Genomic DNA, 25,655 nt, shown 5'->3' with positions numbered 1-25,655 from the left:
CCGACCGACTTCAACCCGCTGGGCTCGGTGATTACCCCGAACCTGTTCCCGGGTGTGTCGATCAGTGCTGACCTGGGCAACGGCCCCGGTATCCAGGAAGTGGCCACCTTCTCGGTGGACGTCAAGGGTCCGGCCGGTGGTGTGGCGGTGTCCAACGCGCACGGCACCGTGACCGGTGCGGCCGGTGGCGTGCTGCTGCGTCCGTTCGCCCGCCTGATCGCCTCGACCGGTGACAGCGTCACCACCTACGGCGAGCCCTGGAACATGAACTAAACAGCTCTCCCCGATCGGCGCGTCCCGCTCCCTCAGGAGCTGGGCGCGCCGATTGCCATATGGGGTTACGGTGGCCTGGTGACGCCACAGGGCTCGGCTTCGGTGCTCGGAGAGGACGAGTGCTGGCAGCTGTTGTCCAGCGTGACGCTGGGTCGTCTGGTTTCCACCATCGGCACCAGGCTGGAGATCTTCCCGGTCAACTTCGTCGTTCAGCGCCACACCGTGTTGTTCCGGACCGCCGAGGGCACCAAGTTGATCAGCGCCCTGTTCAACGACCGGGTGCTGTTCGAGGCCGACGATCACACCGGCGTCGGCGGCTGGAGTGTGATCGTGCGCGGTGTCCCGCAACTGCTCGAAACACCGGAAGACATCGCCGAGGCGGAACGGGCCCAGTTGTTGTCGTGGATCGCGACCGTGAAACGCCGCTACGTCCGGATCCAGCCGAAAGAGATCTCGGGGCGCCGGTTCGTCTTCGGCTCCGTGGCTGACGACGCGTAGCGGTTCAGACCCAGTACGGGACGCGGGCGCGGTACTGGCGCATGGCCAGGGCTGCGAACCCCCAGCCGATCACCGTGAGTGCCAGCACCACCAGCCAGTGTCGTACTTCCTGGTCGGCGCCGAGCAGCGGAGCCCGGACAATGTCGAGGTAATGCAGCAGCGGGTTGATCTCGACGATCTTGGCCCATGAGCCGGCTCCCTGCTGCTGCAGCGTGGATTCGTTCCAGATGATCGGGGTCATGAAGAACAGCAGCTGCACCAGTGAGGCCAGCAGCGGACCGATGTCGCGGTAGCGGGTGGCCAGGATGCCGAAACAGATTGACACCCATATGCAATTCAGCACGATCAGGCCCAGTGCCGGGATGACCGCCAGGTCGATCCATTTCCAGGGTTTGGGGTAGATGATCGCGATGACGACGAAGATGACGATGTTGTGGCCGAACAGGATCAACTGCCGCCACACCAGCCGGTAGACGTGCACCGACAACGGAGTCGGAAGTTGTTTGATCAGACCTTCATTGGCGATGAAGACGTCGGCGCCTTCGAGGATCGAGGCGTTGATCAGGTTCCAGATGATGAGGCCGAGCGTGACGTAGGGCAGGTGCTCCTCGAGCGGTAGCTTGAACAGCTTCGAGTACAACAGCCCCATCGCCACTGCGGTCGTGCCGGTGGCGATGGTGATCCAGAACGGTCCGAGCACGCTGCGCCGGTAGCGCTGCTTGATGTCCTGCCAGCCCAGGTGCAGCCACAGCTCACGCTTGCGGAACCCTTCGGAGAGATCGCGCACTGCCCGGGTCATCGTCTTGGACTCGGATGCCGCATCGGTGAACGTCACCTGGTGCTCCTCCCGCCGCTCCGCTCGTCCCTGAAAAATCTCTCCTGGCTGCCCAACCGCCGCAGGCGAATCCATTCGCGCAGACCCGCGGGGTCGCGGCGGGATACCAGAAAATACCAGCCGAACCGCATCCACTCCTGCGGCAGGAGTTTGCGCAACCCCGGCTGGGACAGGAGATAGCCACGGTTGCGGTAGGTGAAGAACCGCTTGGTCTCATCGTCCGGATACTGGGTGTGCATCCGGCCGCCGAGGATCGGTTTGAACTCGTCGGTGCCGCAGGGGTGCAGATAGCTTGCGGTCAAACAAGTTCCGAACGGCAGTCCGGAGCGCACCAGCCGCCGGTGCAGTTCGACCTCGTCGCCGCGGACGAACAGGCGCAGGTCGGGAACGCCGACGGCCTCCACGGTGGCGGCCCGGAACAGTGCGCCGTTGAACAGTGACGCGATCCCGGGCAGCAGGTCGCCCGAAACGGATGCGTCCTCGGTTCGCAATTCTGAAACCAAACGCCGCCACACCAATCCGCGGCGCAGCGGGAACGCCAGTCGCTGCGGATCGTCGAGGTTGCACACCATGGGTGAGACCTCGGCCAGGCTGTACTGTTCGGCGCAGGCCAGCAGGGTGGACAGCACGGTGTTGTCAGCGGGACGGCCGTCGTCGTCGGCCAGCCAGATCCAGTCCGCCCCCTGGGCCAGGGCGTGCAGCATGCCGAGTGCGAAACCGCCTGCGCCGCCCAGGTTTCGGCGTGATCCGAGGTAGGTGGCGGGCACCTCCTGGCCGAGGACCAGCTCGCGTACCGCCTCGTCATCGTCGTTGTCGACCACGATCAGGTGGTCGGGTCTGCGGTCCTGGTCCACCACCGCGGCCAGCGATTTGGTGAGCAGTTCGCGACGCCGGTGTGTGACGATCACCGCGATGACGTGTTCGTCGCGCTCGTCAGGCGTCACGCGCGTTTTCCTCCAACACCTCACGCACATGCCGCGCGGCGTCGTCGCCCTCGTAGGCCCGCACCACGTCCTCGATCCCGCCGGTCATCTTGATGGTGCCGTGGTCGATCCACATCGCGGTCTTGCACAGCCGGGCCAGGAATTCGTTGGAATGGCTTGCGAACACCAGGATTCCGGATCGCTCCACCAGGCTCTGCAGCCGTGACTGCGCCTTCTTGAGGAACTCCGCGTCGACGGCGCCGATGCCCTCGTCGAGCAGCAGGATCTCGGGGTCGATGCTGGTGACCACGCCCATGGCCAGGCGCACCCGCATACCGGTCGAGTAGGTGCGAAGCGGCATCGAAAGGTACTCGCCCAGTTCGGTGAACTCGGCGATCTCGTCGACCTTGGCCATCATCTGTTTGCGGGTCTGTCCGAGGAACAGCCCGCGGATGATGATGTTCTCGAATCCCGAGATCTCAGGATCCATCCCGACGCCGAGGTCGAACACGGGGGCCACCCGGCCAGTGACCGTGGCCGAGCCCCGCGTCGGCTCGTAGATGCCCGAAAGTAGCCGCAGCAGTGTGGATTTCCCCGCACCGTTGTGGCCGACCAGCCCGACCCGGTCGCCCATTTTCAGTGACATCGTGATGTCGCGCAACGCTTCGATGACGACGACGTTGGACTCGTTTCGCCCGATGGCGCCACCGGCCTTGCCGAGGAACGCCTTCTTCAGCGAGCGGGTCTTGGCATCGAAGATGGGGAACTCCACCCATGCTTCGCGCGTCGAGATGTAGGGATCAGACAATTCAGACCTACAGGTACTGGCCGGTGCCGGGGTGGGACGGGCCACCACGCTGTCCACCGGGGACCTGCAGTCCCGGGGGGAGGGCGCCCTGGCGCATCTGTTCGAGCTGTGCGCGGGCGGCCATCTGCTGGGCGAACAACGCCGTCTGGATGCCGTGGAACAGGCCCTCGAGCCAGCCGACCAACTGTGCCTGCGCGATGCGCAGTTCGGCGTCGGACGGCACGTTGTCCTCGGTGAAGGGCAGCGTCAGCCGTTCGAGTTCTTCGCGCAGCTCGGGTGCCAGGCCGTCCTCGAGCTCACGGATGCTGGTCCGGTGGATGTCGCGCAGCCGGTTGCGGCTCGCCTCGTCGAGCGGAGCCGCCCGCACCTCTTCCAGCAGCTGCTTGATCATGGTGCCGATGCGCATGACCTTCGCCGGTTGCTCGACGAGGTCTGTCAGCGACTTGCCGTCAGCGTCGACGTCGTTCCCGTCGGACGTGCTGGCCAGGATCTCGATGTTGTCATCGTCGGGGTTGATGGTCATGGCCTTCCCTTTAGATCTCGTCAGTTCTGGGTTGTGTCAGTTCGCCGCTTTGACCGCCGCGTGCTCCCCGCGCCAGCGGTAGATGCGGTCCTCACCGTTGTCGAAGATCTTCTCCCACGACCGTGAGCTGTCTAGCGACACTAGTCCGTCTGGCATGACGAACCCTCGGACCACCGGTGTGCTGGTGAGCACATAGCGGATGTTGAGAGCCTCGACGGCCTCGGCAACTCGGGGATCGGTGTCGGCATCATCTGCGTATGCCCAGAAGATGAACCGGTGATACCCCGGGCCTTGTTGCACCGGGTAGTCGTAGTGGGTCCACAGCGGGTGCAGTCCCGAGACCGCGTACATCCAGGCGGTGCCGTCGGTGTTGGCATCGCCGATCAGTGTGGTGCGGGCGTCGGGCAGCTGGGCCAGGTGGGCGAACGCTTCGAGGTCCTTGGCGCCGACCATCACCGAGTCGTACTTCTGCCCGAACAGGTACTTGTGCCGGGGGAAGTAGTGCCAGGCCAGACCCACGGCGGTGGCGACCAGCGCGACGGCGGCCGTCGCGCGGATCCAAGCCGGGCGGGCACCGGTCCGGCGCAGGGCCGCGGCGCCGAGCATGACCAGGGCACCCAAGCCGATCGCGGCCATCGGTGCGTACAGCATCGCGACCACTGCGGACAGGCGGCGCGGGTCGCTGTAGAACAGGTCGCTGAACTTGCCGGTGATGGTGCCCAGCGGCCCGCCGAACGGTGCGCCCGAGTGCACGATCGAGGCGATCAGGATGAGCCACACTGCCAGCGGCCACCACATCTTCTTGACCAGCATGACCAGTCCGCCGACGGCGGCCAGCGCGATGAGTGCGTTCTGGATCGGGAAGTCGTTGAGGTGGCGGGTGTGCTGGACGATGGCCGCGAAGAGCGAGTACTTCTTGCCGAGGTGGTTGACGAAGGCGTGTCCGACGATGATCTCGGCTTGCTGAAGGACCCCGAGAAACTGGGGCAGCAGGATCAGCAGCGTCGGCACCGCGACGGCGGCCAGCGCCATGAAGTCGGACAGCCGGCCGCGCACCGGCCGCCAGAGCGCATCCGCCAGCCACCAGACGCCCACCAGCAGCGCGGTCACCACACCGCCGGTGATGTGCACCGAGAAGACGCCGACGGTGGCGAGTACCGCCAGTCCGATGCGGTCGCGGTGTGCCGGCGTCGAGGCGATCAGTGCGAACACCGGTACGGCCAGCCCATAGGCGACCAGGTTGGGCATCGCCGCCACATCGAATTCGACGTAGGGCACCGCGGTGAACGACGCGGCGAGCGCCGCCGCGGTGGCCGCGGAGACGGCGGTGCGCAGCTCGCAGGTGTGCGGACGGACGATCTTCCACGTCAGCACGGCGGCGCTGACCGGGAACAGCCACACCGCGGCAGTGACCGAACTCACGGTGTACGCGGTGGTCGCGGCGGCACCGGTGAGTTGGCAGTAGACGGCGGCCAGCGCGTGGAAGGCCGAAGGGTAGTAGAGCGCTTCGTGGGTTTCGACGTTGCGCAGCTCGCCCATGTGGGTGGGCGATGCCTGGCCGGTCTCGAGGATCCACCGGATGGTGTTGGCGTGCCACACCGAGTCCCAGGTGCTGGGGATGGATTGCCAGTGCGCCAGGCCGGCGAACGCCGCGGCAGCAATCAGCGCGGCGCCCAGCAGCACCCCCACCGCAACCACCACGGCGGGCCGTCGCGTCATCGCTGACGCCTCGGCGTCGCGGTCACGATAACGGGCCAGCAGCCTCCGCAACCCGGCCGCAATGGCGGCGACGACGGCCACAGCAAACAACGCCGTCCACGCGTTCCACGGCACGCCGATGGCCCCGAGCGGAACGATCGTCAGCGCGACGGTGCCGTAGGTCAAGGCTGGACCCACCGCAACCGCCATCGACGCGGTCAGTCCGCCCGCCCTGGCTATCAACGCCCCGGGTATCACCAGCAACAACAGTGCGATTAGCACTCCGAACCCGAAGCCCACTGGACTAGTATGGCTGCCCAGGGCGACCCGGTCCGAGCACGGTCTCGGAAGTGCAAACGCGCGCTCGGGCGCTCCCCAAATCGTGTCGGTTTGTGATATCTGCGGACGCTCTAAGGTGGCTGGCATGGCATACGACGTCGCCCGGGTGCGGGGGTTACACCCGTCATTGGGCGATGGGTGGGTCCACTTCGACGCCCAGCACGGCATGTTGGTGCCCGATTCGGTCGCGACGACCGTCTCCACTGCCTTCCGCGGCTCGATGCCCTCCGCAGTCGGACCCCACCCATCGGCACGCCGCAGCGCGGCTGTGCTCACCGCTGCCCGCCAAGCTGTCGCCGACCTGGTCAACGCCGATCCGCGAGGCGTGGTCCTGGGTGCGGACCGCGCCCAGCTGCTGACCGCGCTGGCCGAGGCGTCCTCGAGCCGCGTCGGCCTCGGCTACGAGGTGGTGGTCACCCGCCTGGACGACGAGGCGAACATCGCCCCGTGGTTGCGGGCCGCGAATCGCTATGGCGCGAAGGTCAAGTGGGCCGAGGTCGACATCGAGACCGGTGAGCTGCCGTCCTGGCAATGGGAAGGGCTGATCGACAAGCCGACCCGCCTGGTGGCCATCGCGTCGGCCTCGTCGACGCTGGGCACCATCACCGATCTGAGCGAGGTGACCAAGCTCACCCACGAGGTCGGCGGAATGGTCGTCGTCGACCACTCGGCGGCGGCTCCGTACCGGCTGATCGACATCAACGAGATCGATGCCGATGTCGTGGCGCTCAACGCCGTGCCGTGGGGCGGCCCGCCGATCGGCGCGCTGGTGTTCCGTGAGCCGTCGACCATCGATTCGTTGGCGTCGGTGTCGTTGAATCCGCACGCCACGGGCCCGGCCCGGCTCGAAGTCGGCGGGCACCAGTACGGCCTGCTGGGCGGCGTGGTGGCCAGCATCGAGTACCTGTCCAATCTCGACGATTCCGCGAACGGCTCGCGCCGCGAACGGCTGGCGGTGTCGATGCAGTCGGCGAACGCGTACCTGGACCGGCTGTTCGAGTACCTGGTGGCCTCGCTGCGCTCGTTGCCGTTGGTGATGGTGATCGGCAGGCCCGAGTCGCAGATTCCGGTGCTCAGCTTCGTGGTGCGCGACATCCCGGCCGAGCGGGTGGTGCAGCGGCTGGCCGACAACGGCATTCTGGCCATCTCGAATGCCAGCTCCCGCGTGCTCGACGTGATCGGCGTCAACGACATCGGCGGCGCCGTGACGGTCGGGTTGTCGCACTACTCGACCGGCGCCGAGGTCGATCAGCTGGTGCGGGCGCTGGCCTCCCTCGGCTGAGCCGCCGCCGACCTACTCGGGCACCGTCAGCACGATCTTTCCCGACACCTCACCCGAGGCCAGTAGTTCGTGGGCCCGCTGGGCCTCCTGGATGGGCAGTTCGGCACCGATGATGGGCAGTACCCGTCCGTCGGCGACCATCGGCCAGACGTTGTCGAGCACGGCCCGCACGATCTGCCCCTTGCCGCCGGGTCCGTCCACCGGCCGGGGACGCAGCGAGGTGGCGATGACGCCGGCCCGCTTGCCGAGCAGCTTGGCGATGTTCAGTTCGGCCTTGATGCCGCCTTGCATGCCGATGATCACGAGGCGCCCACCGGTGGCCAGGGCGTCGACGTTGCGGTCCAGGTAGGCCGCGCCCATGATGTCGAGGATGACGTCGGCGCCCGCGCCGTCGGTTTCGGCGCGGATGCGCTCGACGAAGTCCTCGTCGCGGTAGTTGATGGTGATGTCGGCTCCCAGTTCGCGAGACAGCGCGAGTTTGTCGGCGGAGCCAGCCGTCACGGCCACCCGGGCACCGAGTGCGCGGGCCACCTGGGTGGCGTGGGTACCGATGCCGCTGGCGCCGCCGTGCAGCAGAACGAGCTGACCGGCCGTCAGGCCCGCAGTCATGACGAGGTTCGACCACACTGTGCAGGCCACCTCGGGCAGGCCCGCGGCGTCGCGGAGGGCAACGCCATCGGGCAATGGCAGCACCTGCGGGGCGGGCACCGCGACGTATTCGGCGTAGCCGCCGCCTGCGAGCAATGCGCACACCGGTTGCCCAACTGACCAGTCGGTAACATCCGCGCCGAGGGCGGCAACGGTGCCCGATACTTCCAATCCGATGACCTCACTGGCTCCTGGCGGGGGCGGATACTTGCCCGCCGCTTGGAGAAGATCGGCGCGATTGACGCCCGCGGCGTGAACACGGATCAGAATCTCGTCGTTTGCTGGTGTGGCATCAGCGACGTTTTCCCAGGTCAGATGGCCATCGACGGAAGCGGCGATTGCATGCATTTTTTCAACGCTACAAGCCTTCTGTTTCCCAAGCGCAGCAATACTGACGTCGCTTACGATTGCGCCCATGGTGGGGATGATTGCGGGGCGCACGGCGGGTGACATGCCGGGCCTTGACATCGCCGAGCAGAGGTCATGGCAGAACTACCTCGACTCGGCGTTGAGAATGTATGCGACGCTGAACCGGTCGCTGGTGGACGCACATCATCTGACGCTGAATGATGTGCGCTTGCTCGATATGTTGGACAAGTCGTCCACCGGATCGGCCCGGATGGGGGACTTGGCCGAGCGGCTGATGTCACTACCCAGCCGCGTGACCCGGCAGATCCGGCGGCTCGAAGTGCAGAACCTCGTGACCAGGTGTGCCAGTCCCGACGACGGGCGCGGCGTGGTGGCCACGATCACCGAAGAGGGCAGGGTCGCTGTCCGTGATGCGATGGTGACGTACGGCCAGGGTGTCCGTTCACACTTTCTCGGCAGGCTTTCGCGTCCGCAGATCGCGGCGATGGGGGAGAACTGCCGCCGGATCAGCGTCGCGCTGAAGAACGGTGCACCGCCCGCTCACATCGGCCGGGTCTGAAGCCCGTACTCTTGTCGGCGGTGGCGTGGCAGAGCGGCCTAATGCACTCGCCTTGAAAGCGAGAGACGGCTAACACCGTCCGGGGGTTCAAATCCCTCCGCCACCGCCATCAGGCCTGGTTTCCGTGTTTCGTGCTCGGAGCTCGGAACCGTCTCGATGATCCAAAGTGGCCCATAGTCGCGGGAATTGTCCCCGTGTAGGGCGGCGTGCCGTTCGTCTGCGCTGGTCTCATCGGAGTTTCGGCGACGTGAAGGTGCAGGCGATCACGAAGCGCGACGCCGAGACGTTAATCACTGAGCTGCGAACACGTTCCGATGAACGCGGAGCTTGGGTGCGCACCACGATCAACCGGATGTTCGCCCGGTGGGAAGACCGTGTGGCGCGAAACCGTGGTGCTGAGCCGACTTCACGAGTCTGTTGCGGAACGGCGATGGTGCATTGCAGTGCGGTGTCTTGAGGCGTCACGCCGCTTCCCCCGAGTTCCGAGCCACTCCGGGACCAATCCTCACGCATAGGCCGGCGCAAACGGTGGGGTAGCCTCACGACCAGTGAATTCGCCGGTTGGGGGATTGGCATGGCAAACGGATTGGAAGTCGACTCAGACGGCCTGCGGGCGGCGGCTGCCGGCCCTGATCGGCATCTACGACTTCCCGGTCGGATCCGACCCTGCAGATCGTTCGCGATGAGCGCGGCATCAGCATCTACGACACCCCTACAGGTCGGCAGATCCCCGTTGAGGAGTTCTACGTGCCCCTCAGTTCCGAGAATGGGTGCGACCGAGGAGTCACGATGATGGCCTACATGGCGGGACAGCTGCTCTTCTTCGCGTTGATCGCGGCGCTGATCGGCGGGGTGATCTGGGCGGTGCAGGTGATGCGCAAGCCGCGGCCGCCGCTCGGAGAGCACGACGACGAGGACGAGTGGTGACCCGGTTCTCCACGGCAACGCCACGAGCTCAACACGTGTACCTGCACTGGCTGATCAGGGGGATGGGTGATGGTCGAGTACGTGCTCGCACAAGGCGGTGGCACGCCGTGGAGCGGCCCCGCCGTCCGCGCGGTCCTGTTCACAGCGATGGGTGTGGCGCTGCTTGTAGTCGGTGTTCGCCGACGCGTCGCCCGCGCTCGCTGGAACCGCGAAGATGACCGTCGCCTGCTGCATCCGGACGGGTCGGCGCGATCGGACGTACACCGCACGTCAAACCCGCACTCTGGCGGGATCTGGTTGATCGTCGCCGGTGCGGTGCTGGCGTTCCTGGGGCTCCTGCACGTCCTCGACCTCGTTGCGACCCTCCACGTGTCGGGAGTGATCTGACGGGCGCGGGCAGACGGTGCGGCCCACCGACAAGACCTACATCGCAGACTTGAAGAAGTTCCCGCGCGCCTCTGACCAGATTCCCGGCAGGTACCCGCGCGGGTAGCTCGGCGGTGCCAGCGGCCTCTTTTTGTTGGTGCTCGGTTCTTTCTTCGGCTTCTTCTTTGCGCCGCGATAAATCCATTGTGTCCCAACAAGTTCCGGACAGTCGTGGGCTCGCGTTTGTCACATCCCCATGTCGCACTGTGCTGGTGAGGTGGGCACCTGAGACGGGCACGCTCGAACTCACCGGGCGCAACGCCCGCGCGCTGACGGACAAGTTAGATGATGCGCTGACAGCTCGGACCCTCGTCAGTCCTTGCGGCACCGTGTGAGTCACCGAGGATGAGGACCGCTAGCTACACCTCCGGAAGTGCCGCTGTGGGTGCGGATCGCTGCGGGTCGGATGGCTTTCGACGCGCGCCTGAAGTTTGCTGCAGTTACGATTTACGTTATGGCATGTGTGGATCAATCCGACTGGCCCTTTGCTACGCCGGTCAACATCGCGGCCTTCACCACTCGCCAGGTCCTCGAGGACGGCCTACCGGTCCTGACCGTCTTCCACGATCGGCAGGGTGAATGGCAGTTCGTGTGTGAGACTCCGGACCCGGTCCGGGAGATCAAGCTCGCGTGCATGGGGTGCGTGGTCGGCGCCGACCCGTCGTTGCGCGCGTTGGCGGATCTCCCGGTGGGCTGGTTGGCCTTCCGGCCCTCGCCGGAACTCGAGTGGTACCGCGAGGAAATGCCCCCCGACGAGGTGTAGGTGCCGATCCAGCGGTGCTGGGTCTCGTCACATGCCGGCGGCGCGGCGCGTCCAGCGGGGCGCCCATGCACGGCTCCACACCTCGCGGATCGCCACGCCGAGGAGTACCAGCACGAACGCCATGGTGAGGTTCAGCTGCAATCCGCCTGCGAATCCACTCCGGTAGTAGAGCGCTGTGAGGATGATGCCGGCCCCCGCGACCGGAGTGAGAATCGTTGCGACACCGGCCGGCCACCTGCCGACCGCGACAGCTTCGACCACCGCGGCGATCACGGTCACGGCCAAGGAGAAGACCGCGACGGATGACACGAGGTTCACGCTGTAGAAGAAGTCGGTCACGGGCGACGAGGACTGGTCGGTCAGCGGCTCGTACGCGGCCCAACCAGAGTCGCTGTGGCCCAAGCCGACTCCGAATATCGATTCGCTGCCGTAGTCGGCGTAGCGGCGCGGGAGGCCGAACGAGTTCATCTCGGCCATGAGCCGGGCGACGACGAACACCCACCACGCCCCTGCTGCGGTGACGCGGGCGATCCGCGCAGTGGTGAATCGCTTCCCGCCGAGCTCTACGTGGCTCACCCGAACACCGGGATGCCGTTCGGCCCTATCTGCGGCGGTGGCATGAAGCACGGCGGGATGCCCGGCGCGTACGGCGGCACACACGGCTGCGGGAAGCACGGCTGCCCGTTCCAGTTCGACGGCTGGTTCGGCGGGCACACCGTCATCGGTTCAGCGCCCGCCGGGGCGGCAACGGACAGGGCGGAGCCTGCGACGATCGCGGCGGCGACAATGGCGGTACGCGGCTTTGCCATGAAAGCGATGGACGACTTAAACGACGTCGTGGGACGCATGTTGTTGAACAATAGCGGGTAACTGCTTCGTGTCGGCGTGCTCGGGCGGCTGTCAGAGCGCGTCGCCGGGAACGATTGTGCCGACCTGGAGGCCACCCTCGTTGATCCCGCCGCCACCGTGATACTCGTTGAGGTACTCCCCGTGCCACCGGGGCCAGTCCAGGTAAACGGCTCCCGCGACCGCACGGTAGCGCCGGTACTGACCGCGAGCGGTGCGCAGCGAACGACGTGCCTCCCGAGCGGCCCGGCGGGCAGCGTTCCTGGCCGTTGACTCCTGCGCAGGGGTTAGCTCGCCGGGAGGGTCGCGGAAGAGTTGTCGGTTGCTGAACATGGAGTGGATTCTAAATCTGTGCACCTAATAGTGCACGTCGAAGCGAACGATAACGTTGCTATCCACGTCCGTGTCACATCTCTACCGCCACTTTTTCGAAAGGGGCGTGAGTTTTTGTGAAAGTTAACTGGACGTTCGCTGGGTAGCTTCTACATAGTTTGCTCGGGGCGACCGTCCCCGGGGTGGGTGTGAGGAGATACCCCGTGCTGAAGAGGTTTGCTGTCGCGGGTGCGTTGGCGCTGAGCGCCGTGTTCGCCACGACCGGCGTTGCGGGCGCCGACGACATCTTGGTGGTCGGCTATGACGGCGTCGAGGAGTACTACCTCACTGAGGCGGAGTGCCGGGCCGATGGACCGAACGTGCGCCTGCAGATCAATGACCGCGCGTACCCGTACTGGTATTGCCGGATCGGCGACGACAACGGCGACACCACTCATTGGTACCTCTGGAACTCCGACGTCCCCAACTAGTCGTCGGCGTTCGCCGGCGGCATGGCGGTGCGGCAGCCCCGGCCGGGGGTTCCGGGGCTGCCGGCCGGTCATCTCGCGCCGCAGCGCGGTCCGCAGCGCTGCCAGGCATCCAATGGCGTGACACGTTGAGGAGTACGCGATGAACGTTCGTGGACGGGTACTGATCTGCGCCGCGGTGAGCGGTGCGACCTTGGGTGGACCGATGGCCGCTCCGGGTATCGCTGCGGCTGACCAGATCCTGCCGTCAGGGCCGCACGGGGTCACCTACATCAGGACCGAGTCGGGACCCATGCTGTGCGGCATCGAGGACGATCGTGTGAACTGCACGGTGCAGTTCGTCGATCCGCCGCCCGCGAGCGCGGGAGACGTCCCAAACTCGGTGTCGCTCAACCAGAACGGGACGTTCACCTACCTAACCGCGGACCTCGGCGTGATCCACCCGCCGCACCTGATCCTCTGCGACCAGACCTACATCACCAACGGCTGGGTAATGGAGGCGTTCGACGATGGCACCCGGTTCACCAACAACCGCACCAACGAGGGCTTCTGGGTCAGCGTCACCGACGTCGACGCCCTCGGCCAGGTGTGAGTCGGTACAGCGGCCGGCCATCACCCCCGCCACCTGATACCGGCGATCCCGCCGGGCGTTGCGGGCGGTAGAAGATCCGGTTGCCGGTGAGTCGTGTCCCGGCAACCGGATCGCACGTCCACGACGCCTATTCGTATGACGCGTAGCGACAATATGCGTTCAGCACTGCTCAGTGCTTTCGAAATATATCGGCAAACTTTCCGAAAACCCTTGGTGTGCACCACCACCTGAGTGACCGGTCTTTCCACCACTGTGGGTGCTCGATGCACTGTAGAAGTTTTTAGTCCGGGCGAGGTTCGCCACACATGGTGTGCCGAGTGCCATGAAGTGAGAGATAATGCCGACGATGGGTTTGCCGGTGTGGGACGGGAAGCGGGAGCGCAGTCCGCGCACGATGCTGTCCAGCGTCACCACGTCCGCGCAGGGGATCGAGTTCCGGTTCATCTCCGAGCAGATCACCACACCGACAGATTGGTGCTTCGAAGAAACCCACCATGTCGTCGTCGTGCACCGTGGTGGGCGGCTGCAATCCATGGAGATCGACTTCGACCGCGGTCCCAGCGGCCCCCATATTCCTCTGGTCGGGGATGTATGGGTCATTCCCGCAGAGCATCGGTACGCCGCACTTGCTCACGGAAACGCCGTCCAGTTCTGCGAATTGAGCATCCCCACCGTCGCGCTTGCCGACCGCGACCTCACTCCGCGCACCAGGCATCGTGATCCGCTTGTGCACCAGCTGATCGAACGTATGGCCGCCATCGCCGACCGCAGCGATGTCAGTGCGCGGCTTCTCACCGAGTCGCTGGCCGAAACCGTGCGTTTACACCTAGTCGATCAGTTCGGCGGCGCCACCACCCGCGGCCCGCGTAGCCGCGGCCTCGACAGGCTCACACGCGCCAGATTGATGGAATACCTGGAGTACAGCCTCGATTCGGAAATCTCCCTTGCGGCCCTCGCCGAACTCGCCGAGATGACGATTGCCGAGTTTTCAGCCGCCTTCACCGCCGCTTTTGGCACCACGCCGTATCAGTTCGTCCTGGACCGCCGGATACACCGGGCGAAGAAACTACTGGCCACCACGGCGATGTCTATCACGGATATCGGCATGGACGTCGGATTCTCCACACCCAGCCATTTCGCCACGACATTCAAAAACCGCGTAGGTATGTCACCCAGCGCTTACCGCCGCCACGAATGAAAGGTGACCGGGGCCTACATCGCGGCAACTTCCGCTCCCTCACGGCACGCTGTGGAACCATCCGTCCATGAGCACGCGGGACACAGAACCGGACGCACCCCGGCCGAACCACCGGGCGAAGTACGCCGCTGTCGTCGTCGTCTCGGTCCTCGTGGCCATCGCCGCGGTGGTCGTGGTCGTCGGCGACGTCCCCGGCCGGATCACCCGTGCGCTAGGCGGAACCAACGAGGACTTGTTCTCCTCGCAGCGGCTGGACGGGGAGCTGGACTTGGTGCGCATGCGGCTCGGCGATCTGCCGATGCGGCGAGTCGATGTGACCTCGAACTTGATCTCGGTCGAGGCCGTCGCCAACGATGGCCGGCTACACCTCTACTGGGTGCGCGACGGCGAGGTGGAGGACATGAACTCGATGCCCGACCTGCACGCGGGCGAGACGGCGTTCACCGCGGCGGATCTGTCGGGGCAGCGGATACGAGCAGCGGTGTCCGATGTCCGAGCTCTCGGGAAGCCCGGTGGTATCGAACTCGTCTCCTACATTTTCCGCCCGGGGCATCCTTTGTCGGTGGCCGTGTGGATCCGGCACGACCCGCTCAGCTCGATATTGCACTTCGATCCGCGGGGCGGCAGCACCGTGGTGCGGGAGGAGTCGATCGAGACCGACGAGCACACTTCATCGTTCGGCGGCTGCTGGTGCTGACGAGGCGGACGAAACCTGTTGCTAGCGCCGGGTTTGACTCTCACACGGTGTGAGACGGCAGGCTCTGGTCCGTGACCGACACCCCGTCCCTGATGCCGATCGGCAGGTTCTCCTCGCTGAGCCGCATCTCCGTTCGCATGCTGCGCCACTACGACAAGCACGGTGTCCTGGTGCCCGCGCGTGTGGACGCGGTCAGCGGCTACCGCAGGTACGCCGCGGCGCAGCTGGCTGACGCCGCGGCCATCCGGCGGCTGCGCGACATCGGATTCGGCGTGTCCGCCATCGGAGCCCTGCTGGCTCTCCGAGGCACCCCGGCGTTCGATGCGGCCCTCGCGGCCCAGCGCATCGAACTCGTCGCGGCGGCTGACGAGGCGAACGCGCGGCTCCAGCTCATCGACCACCTACTCGCCGAGAAGGAACTCACCATGACCGACACCGTCACCGAAGAGACCGTCCCGGCCCTGACCGCCGTCTACCTGCGCGACACCCTGCCGAACTACGCCGCCGAGGGACAGCTGTGGGCGCGGTTCATGCCCACCCTGCAGGAGCAGGGCATCACGCCCGGACAGTTCGGCGGCTGCATCGAACACGATGACGAGTTCCGCGAATCCGATGTCGACGAGTCGGTGTTCCTCGAGGTCCCCGCTGGAACCACCGCCCGGGCTCCGCTCGGAGTGCTCGTCGCCCCGGCTCGACGCGCGGTGGTGGCCACCGTCACCGGCCCGTACGCCGAGGCGATCCCGCGGGCCCACGAACTCATCGGCGCCTACGTGACCGAGCACGGACTGAGCCTGACCCGCGCGGTCGACGATGCCACGACGCACCACTTCAACGTGTACCTCGACGACCCGCGCGAGGTACCCGAAGACCGGCTGAAGACGAAGGTCTACGTGCCGGTGGCCTGACCCTTCTCGGCCGCCGCTTCGAGCGCCTCCATGACCTTCATGGACAGGAACGTCATGGGGCCCTTGTCCGCGAACTTGTCGGCCACGTTGCCTGCGATACCGCCCTGCACCGCGAGCTCACCGATCAGGTCGAGCTTGAGCTGTGGGCTGCCTTCCGAGAAGTCGAGATCCGCCAGGTCTACCCACACGATGTTGGGGCGGGTGGTGGACTCGTAGACGTACCGCTTGTTGGTGAGGTCGAGCACCACCTGCCAGATGGTTTGCGAGGCATCGGGCTTGCCCGGGTCGGGGATGCGGAAGGGCTGCGCGGCGTTGCGGATCACCGAGAACATGCTCGCGATGGCCTCCACCTGAGAGGCCGGCGCGGGCAACCGGCTGGCGTAATAGCTCGCCCGGGCGAAGCGGTCACTGGCCAGAGTGGAGCCCGGCAGCGGCTGCTCGCCGCCCAGGCCGGTGAATGACTTCACCAGTTCCAGCTGATGATCGAAGGTCGGCGAATTGGTCATCACCGTGTAGTCCTTCGAGTGATACACCCGCGCGTGGCCCTCGGCGTACTCGATGATCGCCGAGTCTCCGGTCGCGTCGTCGAGGGCCAGGTGCAGTCCGGGTCGGACCCCGCCGGTGGGATCGTCCATCTGCACCACCTGCACATCGGTCTCCGCGATCCAGTCGACGGCCTCGGCGACGGTGGCGAAGTTGTCCAGGAAGTACTGGAGCCAGATGGCCTGTCCGAGCTGGGTGCGCGAGGGGTCCGGCTGGCCGTAGGTGGATTCGGCCAGCCACAGGATGTGTCCCGCCAGACCCGCCTCGTTCAGTCCGTCCACCGAGGTGATGTCGAAGGCGGCGGCGACGACGCTGCCGTACTTCGAGGTCCACGTGAGCTTGCCCGATACCGCGTCGTCGCGCCGGACGCCGCGGGGTTGCTTCCAGAGGTTGGTCATCAGGTCTTTGTGGAAGTCCATGTTCCTGCCGACCAGGACCGCATCGCGCGCTTCAGGCCAGATGACTCGCGTGCACATCGAAGCGAGCCTAGTGCGGCCCCAGGTCGGCGAGGTCGAGTCGCTGAAAGCCGCAGCGCCACAGAACGTTTGGTGGCCCGGCCGGTTGCGGTTGTGGTTTCACCCAAACGTAACCTACGGTTGCGTAACCTACGGTACCGTAGGTTCTAGCCGACACGTCGGTGCCGGCGCCTCTGCTGTAGACGTTGGGAGGACTGGATGGATACCCACACAGGAGTGCTCCACGAACTGGAGCCGGTTGTCGCGAACAACCTCGACCGTCATCTGTCGATGGCGAGGGAGTGGTTTCCTCACGACTACGTCCCGTGGAGTCGGGGACGTGATTTCGGGTTCCTCGGGGGTGAGGACTGGCGCCCCGAGGATTCACCGCTGGACCCGGTTGCCAAGGTGGCCATGACGGTCAACCTACTGACCGAGGACAACCTGCCCTCGTATCACCGCGAGATTGCCACGCGGTTCTCCCGCGACGGCGCGTGGGGCACCTGGGTCGGGCAGTGGACCGCTGAGGAAGGCCGTCACAGTATCGCGTTGCGCGATTATCTGGTGGTCACTCGCGGCGTGGATCCTGTTGCGCTGGAACGGCTTCGCATGGAGCATACGGTTGCCGGATATGACTCCGGTGACAAGAGCGCGTTGGCGGCGTTGGCCTATGTGTCGTTCCAGGAGCTGGCCACGCGGGTATCGCACCGCAACACCGGCCGGCAATCGGGCTGCCCGATCGCCGATCAACTGCTCGCCCGGATAGCGGCCGACGAGAACCTGCACATGGTGTTCTACCGCAATCTCATGGCGGCAGCACTGGACATCGCGCCCGACGCGGCGATGGAGGCCGTCCGTGACGAGGTGGTGAACTTCGCGATGCCCGGGATCGGAATGACCGACTTCGAGAAGAACGCGATCACCATCGCCAAGGCCGGCATTTACGACCTTCGCGTGCACCACGACGACGTGCTGCAACCGGTATTGCGTTTCTGGCGGATCTTCGACCGAACCGATTTCGGTCCGGAAGGTGAAAAGGCCCGTGAAGAGCTCGGCCAGTTCCTCGACGCGGTCGACGAGCGGGCGCGGTTCTACGAAGAGAAACGCCAGCGTCAGAGCGTCGGAGCGGCTTCGTAGGCACCTCGGGTTGTCTTCACTTTCGCCAAAACGTGTCGTAGATCACATGCTCCTGGGGATTCGCTGAGGCTCGATCTTGGGTATCGAGGAGTGTGGGCGCGTGCTGTCGCCGTGGATCGGGTCGAGTGCTGGGTGGTCGAGATGAACCGAATTGGTCGTTGGTTGGGTGCGGTGGGGTCTGCGGTGTTCGTGGCGGGCGGTTGTATTGCCGCTGCCGGTCAGGCGTCGGCTGATCCTTGCGCGGACGTTCAGGTGGTGTTCGCGCGCGGAACGTTCGAGCCGCCGGGCGTGGGTGGCATCGGTGACGCGTTCGTGGATGCGCTGCGGGCCAGGACCGGCGGCAAGTCCGTCGACGTCTACGCGGTGAATTACCCGGCGTCACTTGACTTCGCGACTGCGGCCGACGGTGTCGCCGACGCGAGCAACAAGGTGCGGGCCACGGCCGCGGCCTGCCCGAACAGCAAGATCGTGCTGGGCGGCTTTTCTCAGGGCGCGGCCGTCGCCGCGTACATCACCGCGGATACGGTGCCGCAGGGGTTCGTGTTGCCGCCGAGCATCTCCGGACCGCTTCCGGCGGACGTGGCTGACCATGTCGCCGCGGTGGCGCTGTTCGGCAAGCCGTCGAGCGGGTTCCTGCAGATGATCTACACCGGCGCGCCGCCGATCACCGTCGGTTCCCGGTACGTCGCCAAGACGGATGATCTGTGCATCCCGGAGGATCCGGTGTGCTCGCCCACTGGTAGCGACAACAACGCGCACAATCTGTACGCCGCCAACGGGTTGACGGATCAGGCTGCGGATTACGTGGTCGGCAAGCTGGGCATCAAGCCGGCCGACCGCAGTGTCGACCAGGCGGCCGGGCGGTAGGAGCTCCCACACTGACGCACGCTACTGTTCGGGCAACGTTGTCCGGATAGGGGAGAGTCAGTGACGGAACAAGAGCAGCAACTTACGTTCGGCCAGAAGGCCAAGTTGGGATGGCAGGCCGCGGGTGCGTTCGCGCGCAATCCGAAGGCGCTGGTTGCTCTGGTGAAATACAAGCTGGCAGAGCGGAAGTCGGCCAAGCAGGCGGGCTGATCACGTCGTATCCAATTGCCGTGCCACCTCGCCGAGGATCTCCACACCCGTGGCGATCTGGGATTCGGTGAGGTTGGCATAGCCGAGGATCAGACCGGCCTGCGCGGTCGCCGGATCGGCGTAACACGGTGCCAGCGGCTCCAGCCGGATCCGTGACTCGGCGGCACGGCGGGTGAGTTCCTCGATGGGGAAGCCGGGTGGGAACCGCACGGTCAGGTGCACCCCGGCCGCCGCACCGAGAACCTCGGCCAGCGGTAGGTGCCGCGACAGGGCGGTCAGTAGTGCGGCGCGTCGTGCCGGATACCGGCGGCGCATCTGACGCAGGTGGCGGTCATAGCTGCCGGAGGTCAGGAACTGGCTGAACGCGATCTGGTCCATCACCGAACTGCCGGTGTCGGCAAGGCTTTTGGCGGTCTTGACGCGGTCGATCAGATGCGCGGGCACCACCATCCAGCCGATGCGTAGCCCGGGCGCCAGCGTCTTGCTGGTCGAGCCGAGGTACACCACCCGATCGGGTGCCACCCCTTGTAGGGCGCCCACGGGGGCCCGGTCGTAGCGGTATTCGGCGTCGTAGTCGTCTTCGACGATCAACCGCCCGGGTTGGGCCCATTCCAGAAGTTCGGTGCGCCGCGAGGCCGAGAGCACCACTCCCGTGGGTGATTGGTGTGCCGGGGTGGTCAGCACCGTGGTCGCCTCGCTTGCGGCCAGCGCGCCGACGTCGATGCCGTTGCCGTCCACCGGGATGGGTATCGGATCGATACCGTTGTGCCGCAGAACCATTCGATGCAGCCAGAATCCGGGGTCTTCCGTAGCGACCCTGTCGTCGAGGCAGTGGGCCAGGAGCGCGACGGCTTGCGTTGCGCCGGAGCACAAGACGACCAGCCGCGGGTCGGCGACCACGCCGCGGGTGCGTCGCAGATAGTCGGCCACCGCGGTCCGGGCGGCGGGCAATCCGTGCGGGGCCACGTAGCCGAACGCGCTGGACTCGATCTCGGTCAGTCCTTGTCGCATGGCGCGCAGCCAGGCTTGGCGCGGGAAACTCGTGAGATCCGGTGAGCCGGGGGCGAAGTCGATGTCGAAGCGGGCGCGCGTGTGGTCGGGGCGGATGCGGCTCGAAGGGACGACGTCGACGGCGGCGACACGTGTACTGCCGCCCTGGCTGCTGTGCAGGAACCCCTCGGCGGTCAACTGGCTGTAGGCCTCGACCACCATGCGGCGTGACACCCCGAGGTCGGCGGACAGTACGCGGGTGGACGGCATGCGGGAGCCGGGCGTCAACCGGCCCGTTCGGACGGCGTCGCGCAGTCCGTCGGCGAGCTGGCGATGCAATGGCTGCGCGCTGTCCCGGTCGAGTTCGACGAGCAGTTCGGGGGCAGAACTGGTACCCGAATTCGCCATGAAATTGGAGCCTACTCGGAGACCACTGCGGCGCTAGCGTGATGACATGGCCAATGCTGCGCCCCCGGTGACCCGAACCCGGCGCTACCCCGACGTGGTCCTCGCCGTCTTCGGCGTCTACTCGGTGAGCCTCGGTCTGTTCATGCTGCTCGCGCCGGGCCCGTTCTACGACACCATCGGCGCCTTCGGCATGCGCAACGATCACTACATCCTCGACAACGCGTCCTTCGAACTGCCGCTCGGATTGATGATGCTGGCCGCGCTCAAGTGGCCGCGGTGGCGGGTGCCCACGCTGGCCTTCGCCACCGTGCACTGGGCCCTGCATTCGTTGAGCCACCTGATCGACACCAACCATGCCGCCGGGACGTGGGTGGGATGGCTGGAGGCCGCGGGCCTGGTGGTGACCACGGTGCTGTTGGCAATCGCGTTGCGCACCAGTATGTCCGACGAGAAGGCAGGAGAACTCTAGATGCGCGTCCTGGTGGCAGGTGCGACCAGTGTTCCGGGGATCCCGCTGCTGCGGGAACTGATTTCGCGGGGCCACGAGGTGATCGGCGTGACCCGCTCTCCATCCAAGACCGCCCAGATCTCGGCGGCCGGCGCCAAGCCCGTGGTCGCCGACGTCCTCGATGCCGGCCAGATCGACTCCGTGCTGGCCGAATTCGGTCCCGAGGCGGTGGTGAGCCTGTTGACGACGCTGCCCAAGTTGGGGCCGAAGCGGATGAAGGATTTCGAGCCGGCCATCGAATTGTGGAGCCGTGGCGCCGGCAACCTGCTGGCCGCCGCCCAGCGTGCCGGCGTGCGACGCGTCGTCGCCGAGTCGGTGATCTTCGCCTACGGCTACGGGCCGACGGGGCCGGACCTGATCGACGAGTCCGACCCGTACCCGGGTCCACCGCCGCGCGGTGGGGACGAGATGCTCGCGGCGTTGCGCGGCATGGAACGCACCGTGCTGGGTTCTGGCGAACACAGCGGCACCGAGGGAATCGTCTTGCGCTACGGCGTTTTCTACGGGCCTGGCGTCACCCACGACGAACTGTTCACCCGCCTGGCGAAATGGTGGGCGATGCCCGCGCTGACCGGCCCCGGAATCGTGTCGTGGGTACACATCGATGACGTCGCCCGGGCCACCGCGGACGCCCTCGACCGGGGACGCGGTGGCCAGATCTACAACATCGTCGACGACCGTCCGCAGTCGTTCGGCGACTACGTCGGGGAGTTAAGTCGCAAGTTGCATCGGCCGCGACCGGTGCCGGTCTCGCACCGGCTGGTCGGCCTGATTGCGCCGTACCCGGCCACCGCATTCGGCACGGCCTGGCTGCCGCTGTCGAACGCGAAGGCCAAGGCAGAGCTCGGCTGGACGCCTATTCCCCGGTGAACTGGGGCGGGCGCTTCTGGAACATCGCGGTGACCGCTTCGGCCAGATCCTTCGACGGCAGGAAGGCCGAATTCCACGCGGCCACATAGCGCAGGCTCTCGGCCACCCTCGCGGTGCGCTGCTGATCGAGAACGTCCTTGACCCCGGCGACGGTCAGCGGTGGGTTGGCGGCGATCTCAGCGGCTGTGGCATGCGCCGCGGCCAACGAGGCGTCGGCGTCGGCGTACACGTCGTTGACCAGACCGATCTTCTCGGCCCGCGCCGCATCCACGTCCTTGCCCGTCAGCACCAGCTCGCGCAGGTGCCCGTCGGACAGGATCAGCGGCAGCCGCGCCAGGCTGCCCACGTCGGCGACGATGGCCAGCTTGGTCTCGCGCACCGAGAACTTGGCGTCGGCGCTGGCGTAGCGGATGTCCACCGCACTGATCAGGTCCACACCGCCGCCGATGCACCAACCGTGGATCGAGGCGATGGTCGGGGTGCGGCAGTCGGCGACGGCCGTGATGGCGCCCTGCATCTTCCGCAGTGTGGTGTGGAAGTCGGAACGAGCCTTCGCGCCGGCGTCCAGGCCGGGCAGCGTCGCGCCCATGGCCGGCAGGTCGAGGCCGTAGCTGAAGTTCTTGTCGGAGCCGGTCAGCACGATCGCGCGCACGTCGGGGTCGGCATCGAGAGTGCCGAACACGTCCGGCATCTCGGCCCAGAACGCCGGACCCATCGCGTTGCCCTTGCCGGGACCCAGCAGCGTCACCTGGGCGACGTGGTCCTTGATCTCGACGGAAACGGACTCGTACGTGTCAGACATGGGGTGGACACTACCGAGTATGGATGAACTCGATAGCGCCGAGGCCACGCTCGACGTGCTGCAAAGCGTGCTGCACGGCGTCACTCCGGATGATCTGTCCCGTCCGACCCCGTGTCGTGAGTTCGACGTGGCGGGGTTGACGGACCACCTGCTGAACTCGATCACGTTGATCGGCTCGGCGGCCGGGGCGCAGATGCCCGAACGCGACGGCGCGGCCTCGGTGGAGGATCAGGTGATCGCCGCGGCGCGGCAGGCCGTGGCCGCATGGCGACGACGCGGGGTGGAGGGCACCGTCCCGTTCGGGAAAGGTGAGGCGCCCGCCCAGATGATGGCCCGGATCCTGTCGCTGGAATTCCTCGTGCACGCCTGGGATTACGCCGCTGCCACCGGGCAGACGGTCGACGTGGAGGCTGAGCAGCCGGAGTGTGTCCTGGGGTGGGCGCGCGAGATCATTACGCCGGAGGGGCGCGTGCGCGCCGGCTTCGACGACCCGGTTGCGCTCGGCGCGGACGCACCGCCGCTGGACCGGCTGCTGGCCTTTACGGGCCGCCGGCCGACGGATTAGACGCGTTGCAGGTAGAAGTAGCCGTAGCGGCCGTCTTGTAGACCCGCCTTGCCGTTCATGATGCCCATGACGGTTGTGTCGTCGACCTTCTTGAAGTGGTCATGGATGGCTTGGCCGTCGTAGACCATGGTGGCGGTCACCTCGCCGCGAAACTCCTCAAGCCACAGGCTGGCGCCGCCCTTGCTGAGCTTCTCGTTGTTGAACTTGTTGCCGGCCTCGTCGAGGCACACGATCGGCTGCACGTCGTTCGGCGACGTCATCGTCTTTCCGAACCAGTTCGCCTTCTTCAGCAGGCCGCTGACGGGGTGGCCGGTGTCGAACGCGCCGCCCTTCCACTCACCGAGCATGAAGTTGATGCCGGCGGGCGCCAGGACGGCCCAGAACGCGTCGAGTTCGGCGTCGGGGATCTGGCCCTCGCGGCTCACGAATCCGTCGAATGTGCCGCGTGCGTCGCTCACGTGGTCGCTCCTGTCCGAGTCCCGCCGCCCGCGCTCCAGCGTCGGGCGAATTCCAGAAAGGCATCGTTCTCGTGCGGCGCTCCGATGGTGACCCGCACGCCGTCCTCACCGTACGGGCGCACGATCAGGCGGTTGTCGGCGGCCCTGGCGACGAAGTCCAGGGTGCGCTCGGCCAACGGCAGCCAGACGAAGTTCGCCTGTGAGGGCGGGAATTCGAATCCGGCGTCGCGCAGGGCGGCGCTGACGCGGATGCGTTCGGCGACGACGGCGTCGGTGCGGGCCAGGAGTTCGTCGGCGGCCTCCAGGCTGGCGATGGCCGCGGCCTGGGACACACTCGTCGCGCTGAACGGCACGTAGACCTTGCCGAGCGCGGTGATGATCTCCGGATCGGCGACGGCGTATCCGACGCGGAGGCCGGCCAGCCCGTACGCCTTCGAAAAGGTGCGCAGAACAACCACATTGCGGTGGGCGCGCACCAGCCCGAGGCTGTCGGGCACCAGCCCATCGCGGATGTATTCGACGTAGGCCTCGTCGAGCACGATCAGGATGTCCGAGGGCACCGCCGCCACGAACCGGGCCAGCGCTTCGGGTTCGACCACGGTGCTGGTCGGATTGTTCGGGTTGCAGACGAAGATCAGCCGGGTGCGATCGGTGATCGCGGCGAGCATCGCGTCGAGATCGTGAGTCTCGTCACGCAGCGGGACCGGGACGCCGGTCGCGCCCGCGGTGCGGATCTGCAATGGATAGATCTCGAAACTGCGCCATCCGAACACCACTTCGTCGCCGACGGCGGATGTGATTTGTATCAACTGCTGGCACAGGCTCACCGAACCGCAGCCGACGGCGATGTTCTCCGGCGCGAAGTCGACGTGCTTCGCGAGGTGTTCGCGCAGGTCCAGATACCCGTTGTCGGGGTAGCGGTTGATGTTCTCGGTGGCCTTGAGGATGGCCTCGCGCACGCTGGGAAGCGTTGGAAACACCGTTTCGTTGCTCGCGATCTTGATTGCGCCCGGAACTGTTTTGCCTGGTGCGTACGCCGGAAGGTCGGCCATTTCGGGGCGCAGACGGATACTCACTTGGCCAGGATAGGGGAGGCTGTGTACTGTGTGCCCTCGGCGGTTTCGGGCGACAGGGCGGAGTCCGGTACCCTCACAGAAGTTCAAAGGAGGCGTGCCAGAGCGGCCGAATGGGACTCACTGCTAATGAGTTGTCCCCCTTACAGGGGACCGGAGGTTCAAATCCTCTCGCCTCCGCCAAGGTTGATACCGTCAACCGCACAACTGAATAACGACAGGCGCCCGTAGCTCAACGGATAGAGCATCTGACTACGGATCAGAAGGTTAGGGGTTCGAATCCCTTCGGGCGCACTCTGGAGAAATCGAGGCGCGGTCTTGCGGACCGCGCCTCGATTTTTTTGTCGAGATCGACACCAAGGCTGTGATTCGTGCGAAACGACGACCCTGGCGTCGATTCGGCGTCGACAGCCAGTCCCGCGGGTGAGTTACTCCGGACCTACTCGGAAGCGACGGCTGTGGCGATGTCGAGGGCCATCTCGCGCAATACGTCGTCGGTCACGAACTGACGCGCGGTCTGCCGGTTCAATCGCAGCACGGAGACAAGGAGCTCGACATGGCCGGCCACCTGGACGCGGGCCAGATCGGACGGCAGGTGCAGACCGTGCAGATCGGCGAGGAAGCCGCGCAGCACGGTGACGCGATCGTTCATCCACGGCGACCGGCCGGCCACCGTGGACGTCGAGGTCTTCAATTGTCCGGCATAGCGCCGTTGCCGCGGCTGCTCGAACACGCCGTGGTGGCTTTGACGCGGGGATTTGGCGGGACGCGTCCGCGCTCGGACGCCGATGTCGCCGCGCGGCGAATCGCATCCCGTGAATGCCGCCGTGCGCATGACCCTGGCGGTTGCCATGGCGTGT

Annotated in this window: 34 protein-coding genes and 3 tRNA genes; 21 read left to right on the top strand and 16 right to left on the bottom strand. The window is 66.2% G+C overall.

The features are described 5' to 3' along the window. Positions 1 to 273 (top strand): MspA family porin (locus H977_RS0115095; RefSeq protein WP_029108634.1); only part of this gene is annotated, 273 nt, incomplete at its 5' end. A 75-nt stretch (positions 274 to 348) separates the two neighbouring features. Further along, entirely contained in the window at positions 349 to 771 is a 423-nt protein-coding gene (locus H977_RS0115090; protein WP_502691172.1) for a pyridoxamine 5'-phosphate oxidase family protein, read from the top strand. Between the two features lie 4 nt (positions 772 to 775). Here the strand turns inward: H977_RS0115090 and wzm are convergent, their stop codons facing one another. Genes wzm through H977_RS0115065 form a run of 5 tightly spaced genes read right to left on the bottom strand, consistent with a single transcriptional unit; the run spans position 776 to position 5,858 of the window. Beyond that, positions 776 to 1,606: a galactan export ABC transporter permease subunit Wzm/RfbD gene (wzm, locus tag H977_RS0115085; RefSeq protein ID WP_029108632.1), complete on the bottom strand. Its 831-nt coding sequence runs from the start codon at positions 1,604 to 1,606 to the stop codon at positions 776 to 778. After that, a complete protein-coding gene (gene glfT1 / locus H977_RS0115080; RefSeq protein WP_029108631.1) occupies positions 1,603 to 2,550 on the bottom strand; it encodes a galactofuranosyltransferase GlfT1 in 948 nt (315 codons plus the stop codon). Before glfT1 ends, wzm begins: the two co-directional genes overlap by 4 nt. Then, positions 2,540 to 3,337, bottom strand: coding sequence for a galactan export ABC transporter ATP-binding subunit Wzt/RfbE (wzt, locus tag H977_RS0115075; RefSeq protein ID WP_029108630.1), 798 nt, complete (start codon positions 3,335 to 3,337; stop codon positions 2,540 to 2,542). The genes glfT1 and wzt overlap by 11 nt, the downstream gene beginning before the upstream one ends. 7 nt (positions 3,338 to 3,344) lie before the next feature. After that, complete coding sequence (locus tag H977_RS0115070; protein ID WP_029108629.1) at positions 3,345 to 3,860, bottom strand: bacterial proteasome activator family protein; 516 nt, start codon at positions 3,858 to 3,860, stop codon at positions 3,345 to 3,347. Between the two features lie 36 nt (positions 3,861 to 3,896). Further along, positions 3,897 to 5,858 carry a DUF6541 family protein gene (locus tag H977_RS0115065; protein WP_029108628.1) on the bottom strand — a complete coding sequence of 654 codons (1,962 nt, stop codon included), beginning with the start codon at positions 5,856 to 5,858 and terminating at the stop codon, positions 3,897 to 3,899. A gap of 124 nt (positions 5,859 to 5,982) precedes the next feature. Between H977_RS0115065 and H977_RS0115060 the strand changes: the two genes are divergently transcribed. Next, positions 5,983 to 7,179, top strand: coding sequence for a cysteine desulfurase-like protein (locus H977_RS0115060; RefSeq protein WP_029108627.1), 1,197 nt, complete (start codon positions 5,983 to 5,985; stop codon positions 7,177 to 7,179). Between the two features lie 12 nt (positions 7,180 to 7,191). On the opposite strand, the gene H977_RS0115055 is transcribed toward H977_RS0115060, so the two are convergent. Next, a complete protein-coding gene (locus H977_RS0115055; RefSeq protein ID WP_029108626.1) occupies positions 7,192 to 8,175 on the bottom strand; it encodes an NAD(P)H-quinone oxidoreductase in 984 nt (327 codons plus the stop codon). A gap of 67 nt (positions 8,176 to 8,242) precedes the next feature. Here H977_RS0115055 and H977_RS0115050 point away from each other — a divergent pair, with 67 nt between their 5' ends. From H977_RS0115050 to H977_RS33245, 5 genes are all read left to right on the top strand, one after another. Continuing rightward, positions 8,243 to 8,755, top strand: coding sequence for a MarR family winged helix-turn-helix transcriptional regulator (locus tag H977_RS0115050; RefSeq protein ID WP_029108625.1), 513 nt, complete (start codon positions 8,243 to 8,245; stop codon positions 8,753 to 8,755). A 19-nt stretch (positions 8,756 to 8,774) separates the two neighbouring features. Continuing rightward, positions 8,775 to 8,864: transfer RNA gene (locus H977_RS0115045), tRNA-Ser, on the top strand. Positions 8,865 to 9,544: 680 nt separating this feature from the next. Further along, the gene (locus H977_RS35630; RefSeq protein WP_196808250.1) at positions 9,545 to 9,682 is read left to right on the top strand and encodes a hypothetical protein; all 138 of its coding nucleotides are present in this window, start codon (positions 9,545 to 9,547) and stop codon (positions 9,680 to 9,682) included. A 69-nt stretch (positions 9,683 to 9,751) separates the two neighbouring features. Then, positions 9,752 to 10,069, top strand: coding sequence for a hypothetical protein (locus tag H977_RS33250; protein ID WP_051288862.1), 318 nt, complete (start codon positions 9,752 to 9,754; stop codon positions 10,067 to 10,069). A 493-nt stretch (positions 10,070 to 10,562) separates the two neighbouring features. Continuing rightward, positions 10,563 to 10,871, top strand: coding sequence for a hypothetical protein (locus H977_RS33245; protein ID WP_036476106.1), 309 nt, complete (start codon positions 10,563 to 10,565; stop codon positions 10,869 to 10,871). 27 nt (positions 10,872 to 10,898) lie between these two features. Here H977_RS33245 and H977_RS0115020 read toward each other — a convergent pair whose 3' ends face one another. The 3 genes from H977_RS0115020 to H977_RS0115010 all read right to left on the bottom strand — a co-directional run bounded on the left by H977_RS0115020 (position 10,899) and on the right by H977_RS0115010 (position 12,050). Then, complete coding sequence (locus tag H977_RS0115020) at positions 10,899 to 11,447, bottom strand: hypothetical protein (RefSeq protein WP_029108624.1); 549 nt, start codon at positions 11,445 to 11,447, stop codon at positions 10,899 to 10,901. Then, a complete protein-coding gene (locus H977_RS35315) occupies positions 11,444 to 11,680 on the bottom strand; it encodes a hypothetical protein (RefSeq protein WP_155946651.1) in 237 nt (78 codons plus the stop codon). The genes H977_RS0115020 and H977_RS35315 overlap by 4 nt, the downstream gene beginning before the upstream one ends. Positions 11,681 to 11,771: 91 nt before the next feature. Then, entirely contained in the window at positions 11,772 to 12,050 is a 279-nt protein-coding gene (locus H977_RS0115010; RefSeq protein WP_029108622.1) for a hypothetical protein, read from the bottom strand. A gap of 203 nt (positions 12,051 to 12,253) precedes the next feature. On the opposite strand from H977_RS0115010, the gene H977_RS0115005 reads away from it, so the two are divergent. Beyond that, positions 12,254 to 12,520 carry a hypothetical protein gene (locus H977_RS0115005; RefSeq protein ID WP_029108621.1) on the top strand — a complete coding sequence of 89 codons (267 nt, stop codon included), beginning with the start codon at positions 12,254 to 12,256 and terminating at the stop codon, positions 12,518 to 12,520. A gap of 139 nt (positions 12,521 to 12,659) precedes the next feature. Next, the gene (locus tag H977_RS34465; protein ID WP_029108620.1) at positions 12,660 to 13,109 is read left to right on the top strand and encodes a hypothetical protein; all 450 of its coding nucleotides are present in this window, start codon (positions 12,660 to 12,662) and stop codon (positions 13,107 to 13,109) included. A gap of 159 nt (positions 13,110 to 13,268) precedes the next feature. On the opposite strand, the gene H977_RS35855 is transcribed toward H977_RS34465, so the two are convergent. Further along, on the bottom strand, positions 13,269 to 13,571 hold the full coding sequence (locus H977_RS35855) for a hypothetical protein (protein WP_231395953.1): 303 nt from the start codon (positions 13,569 to 13,571) through the stop codon (positions 13,269 to 13,271). A 70-nt stretch (positions 13,572 to 13,641) separates the two neighbouring features. Between H977_RS35855 and H977_RS0114995 the strand changes: the two genes are divergently transcribed. From H977_RS0114995 to H977_RS0114985, 3 genes are all read left to right on the top strand, one after another. After that, positions 13,642 to 14,307, top strand: coding sequence for a helix-turn-helix transcriptional regulator (locus H977_RS0114995; protein WP_231395952.1), 666 nt, complete (start codon positions 13,642 to 13,644; stop codon positions 14,305 to 14,307). 67 nt (positions 14,308 to 14,374) lie between these two features. Further along, complete coding sequence (locus H977_RS0114990) at positions 14,375 to 15,004, top strand: hypothetical protein (protein ID WP_029108618.1); 630 nt, start codon at positions 14,375 to 14,377, stop codon at positions 15,002 to 15,004. A 71-nt stretch (positions 15,005 to 15,075) separates the two neighbouring features. Further along, positions 15,076 to 15,909, top strand: coding sequence for a MerR family transcriptional regulator (locus H977_RS0114985; protein ID WP_029108617.1), 834 nt, complete (start codon positions 15,076 to 15,078; stop codon positions 15,907 to 15,909). Here H977_RS0114985 and H977_RS0114980 read toward each other — a convergent pair. Continuing rightward, positions 15,891 to 16,928, bottom strand: coding sequence for a linear amide C-N hydrolase (locus H977_RS0114980; RefSeq protein WP_029108616.1), 1,038 nt, complete (start codon positions 16,926 to 16,928; stop codon positions 15,891 to 15,893). The two genes, H977_RS0114985 and H977_RS0114980, sit on opposite strands and share 19 nt — an antisense overlap. 198 nt (positions 16,929 to 17,126) lie before the next feature. On the opposite strand from H977_RS0114980, the gene H977_RS0114975 reads away from it, so the two are divergent. The 3 genes from H977_RS0114975 (at position 17,127) to H977_RS35310 (ending at position 19,121) form a co-directional block, all read left to right on the top strand. After that, positions 17,127 to 18,044, top strand: coding sequence for an acyl-ACP desaturase (locus H977_RS0114975; RefSeq protein WP_029108615.1), 918 nt, complete (start codon positions 17,127 to 17,129; stop codon positions 18,042 to 18,044). Positions 18,045 to 18,185: 141 nt separating this feature from the next. Continuing rightward, positions 18,186 to 18,911, top strand: a complete 726-nt coding sequence (locus H977_RS0114970) for a cutinase family protein (RefSeq protein WP_029108614.1) — start codon at positions 18,186 to 18,188, stop codon at positions 18,909 to 18,911. A gap of 60 nt (positions 18,912 to 18,971) precedes the next feature. Further along, on the top strand, positions 18,972 to 19,121 hold the full coding sequence (locus tag H977_RS35310) for a hypothetical protein (RefSeq protein WP_155946650.1): 150 nt from the start codon (positions 18,972 to 18,974) through the stop codon (positions 19,119 to 19,121). On the opposite strand, the gene pdxR is transcribed toward H977_RS35310, so the two are convergent. Further along, positions 19,122 to 20,519: a MocR-like pyridoxine biosynthesis transcription factor PdxR gene (gene pdxR / locus H977_RS0114960; protein WP_029108613.1), complete on the bottom strand. Its 1,398-nt coding sequence runs from the start codon at positions 20,517 to 20,519 to the stop codon at positions 19,122 to 19,124. It lies immediately after the preceding gene. 46 nt (positions 20,520 to 20,565) lie between these two features. Here pdxR and H977_RS0114955 point away from each other — a divergent pair, with 46 nt between their 5' ends. Beyond that, positions 20,566 to 20,988, top strand: coding sequence for a hypothetical protein (locus tag H977_RS0114955; RefSeq protein ID WP_029108612.1), 423 nt, complete (start codon positions 20,566 to 20,568; stop codon positions 20,986 to 20,988). Continuing rightward, positions 20,989 to 21,897, top strand: a complete 909-nt coding sequence (locus tag H977_RS0114950) for an NAD-dependent epimerase/dehydratase family protein (RefSeq protein ID WP_029108611.1) — start codon at positions 20,989 to 20,991, stop codon at positions 21,895 to 21,897. Here the strand turns inward: H977_RS0114950 and H977_RS0114945 are convergent. Continuing rightward, the gene (locus tag H977_RS0114945; RefSeq protein ID WP_029108610.1) at positions 21,884 to 22,699 is read right to left on the bottom strand and encodes a crotonase/enoyl-CoA hydratase family protein; all 816 of its coding nucleotides are present in this window, start codon (positions 22,697 to 22,699) and stop codon (positions 21,884 to 21,886) included. The two genes, H977_RS0114950 and H977_RS0114945, sit on opposite strands and share 14 nt — an antisense overlap. A 19-nt stretch (positions 22,700 to 22,718) precedes the next feature. Here H977_RS0114945 and H977_RS0114940 point away from each other — a divergent pair, with 19 nt between their 5' ends. Continuing rightward, complete coding sequence (locus tag H977_RS0114940; protein WP_029108609.1) at positions 22,719 to 23,264, top strand: TIGR03086 family metal-binding protein; 546 nt, start codon at positions 22,719 to 22,721, stop codon at positions 23,262 to 23,264. Here H977_RS0114940 and H977_RS0114935 read toward each other — a convergent pair. Both H977_RS0114935 and hisC read right to left on the bottom strand, forming a co-directional pair. Next, a complete protein-coding gene (locus H977_RS0114935; RefSeq protein WP_029108608.1) occupies positions 23,261 to 23,722 on the bottom strand; it encodes a DUF4334 domain-containing protein in 462 nt (153 codons plus the stop codon). The two genes, H977_RS0114940 and H977_RS0114935, sit on opposite strands and share 4 nt — an antisense overlap. Then, on the bottom strand, positions 23,719 to 24,798 hold the full coding sequence (hisC, locus tag H977_RS0114930) for a histidinol-phosphate transaminase (RefSeq protein ID WP_029108607.1): 1,080 nt from the start codon (positions 24,796 to 24,798) through the stop codon (positions 23,719 to 23,721). Before hisC ends, H977_RS0114935 begins: the two co-directional genes overlap by 4 nt. 88 nt (positions 24,799 to 24,886) lie before the next feature. On the opposite strand from hisC, the gene H977_RS0114925 reads away from it, so the two are divergent. Next, positions 24,887 to 24,978, top strand: a tRNA-Ser gene (locus tag H977_RS0114925). 38 nt (positions 24,979 to 25,016) lie between these two features. After that, a tRNA-Arg gene (locus H977_RS0114920) sits at positions 25,017 to 25,089 on the top strand. A gap of 145 nt (positions 25,090 to 25,234) precedes the next feature. Here the strand turns inward: H977_RS0114920 and H977_RS0114915 are convergent. After that, the gene (locus H977_RS0114915; RefSeq protein ID WP_155946649.1) at positions 25,235 to 25,648 is read right to left on the bottom strand and encodes a hypothetical protein; all 414 of its coding nucleotides are present in this window, start codon (positions 25,646 to 25,648) and stop codon (positions 25,235 to 25,237) included. Positions 25,649 to 25,655: the final 7 nt, after the last annotated feature.

Origin of the sequence: Mycobacterium sp. URHD0025 (assembly GCF_000426065.1) — a bacterium.
Taxonomy (GTDB): domain Bacteria; phylum Actinomycetota; class Actinomycetes; order Mycobacteriales; family Mycobacteriaceae; genus Mycobacterium.
This window is presented reverse-complemented; position numbering and strand designations above follow the sequence as displayed.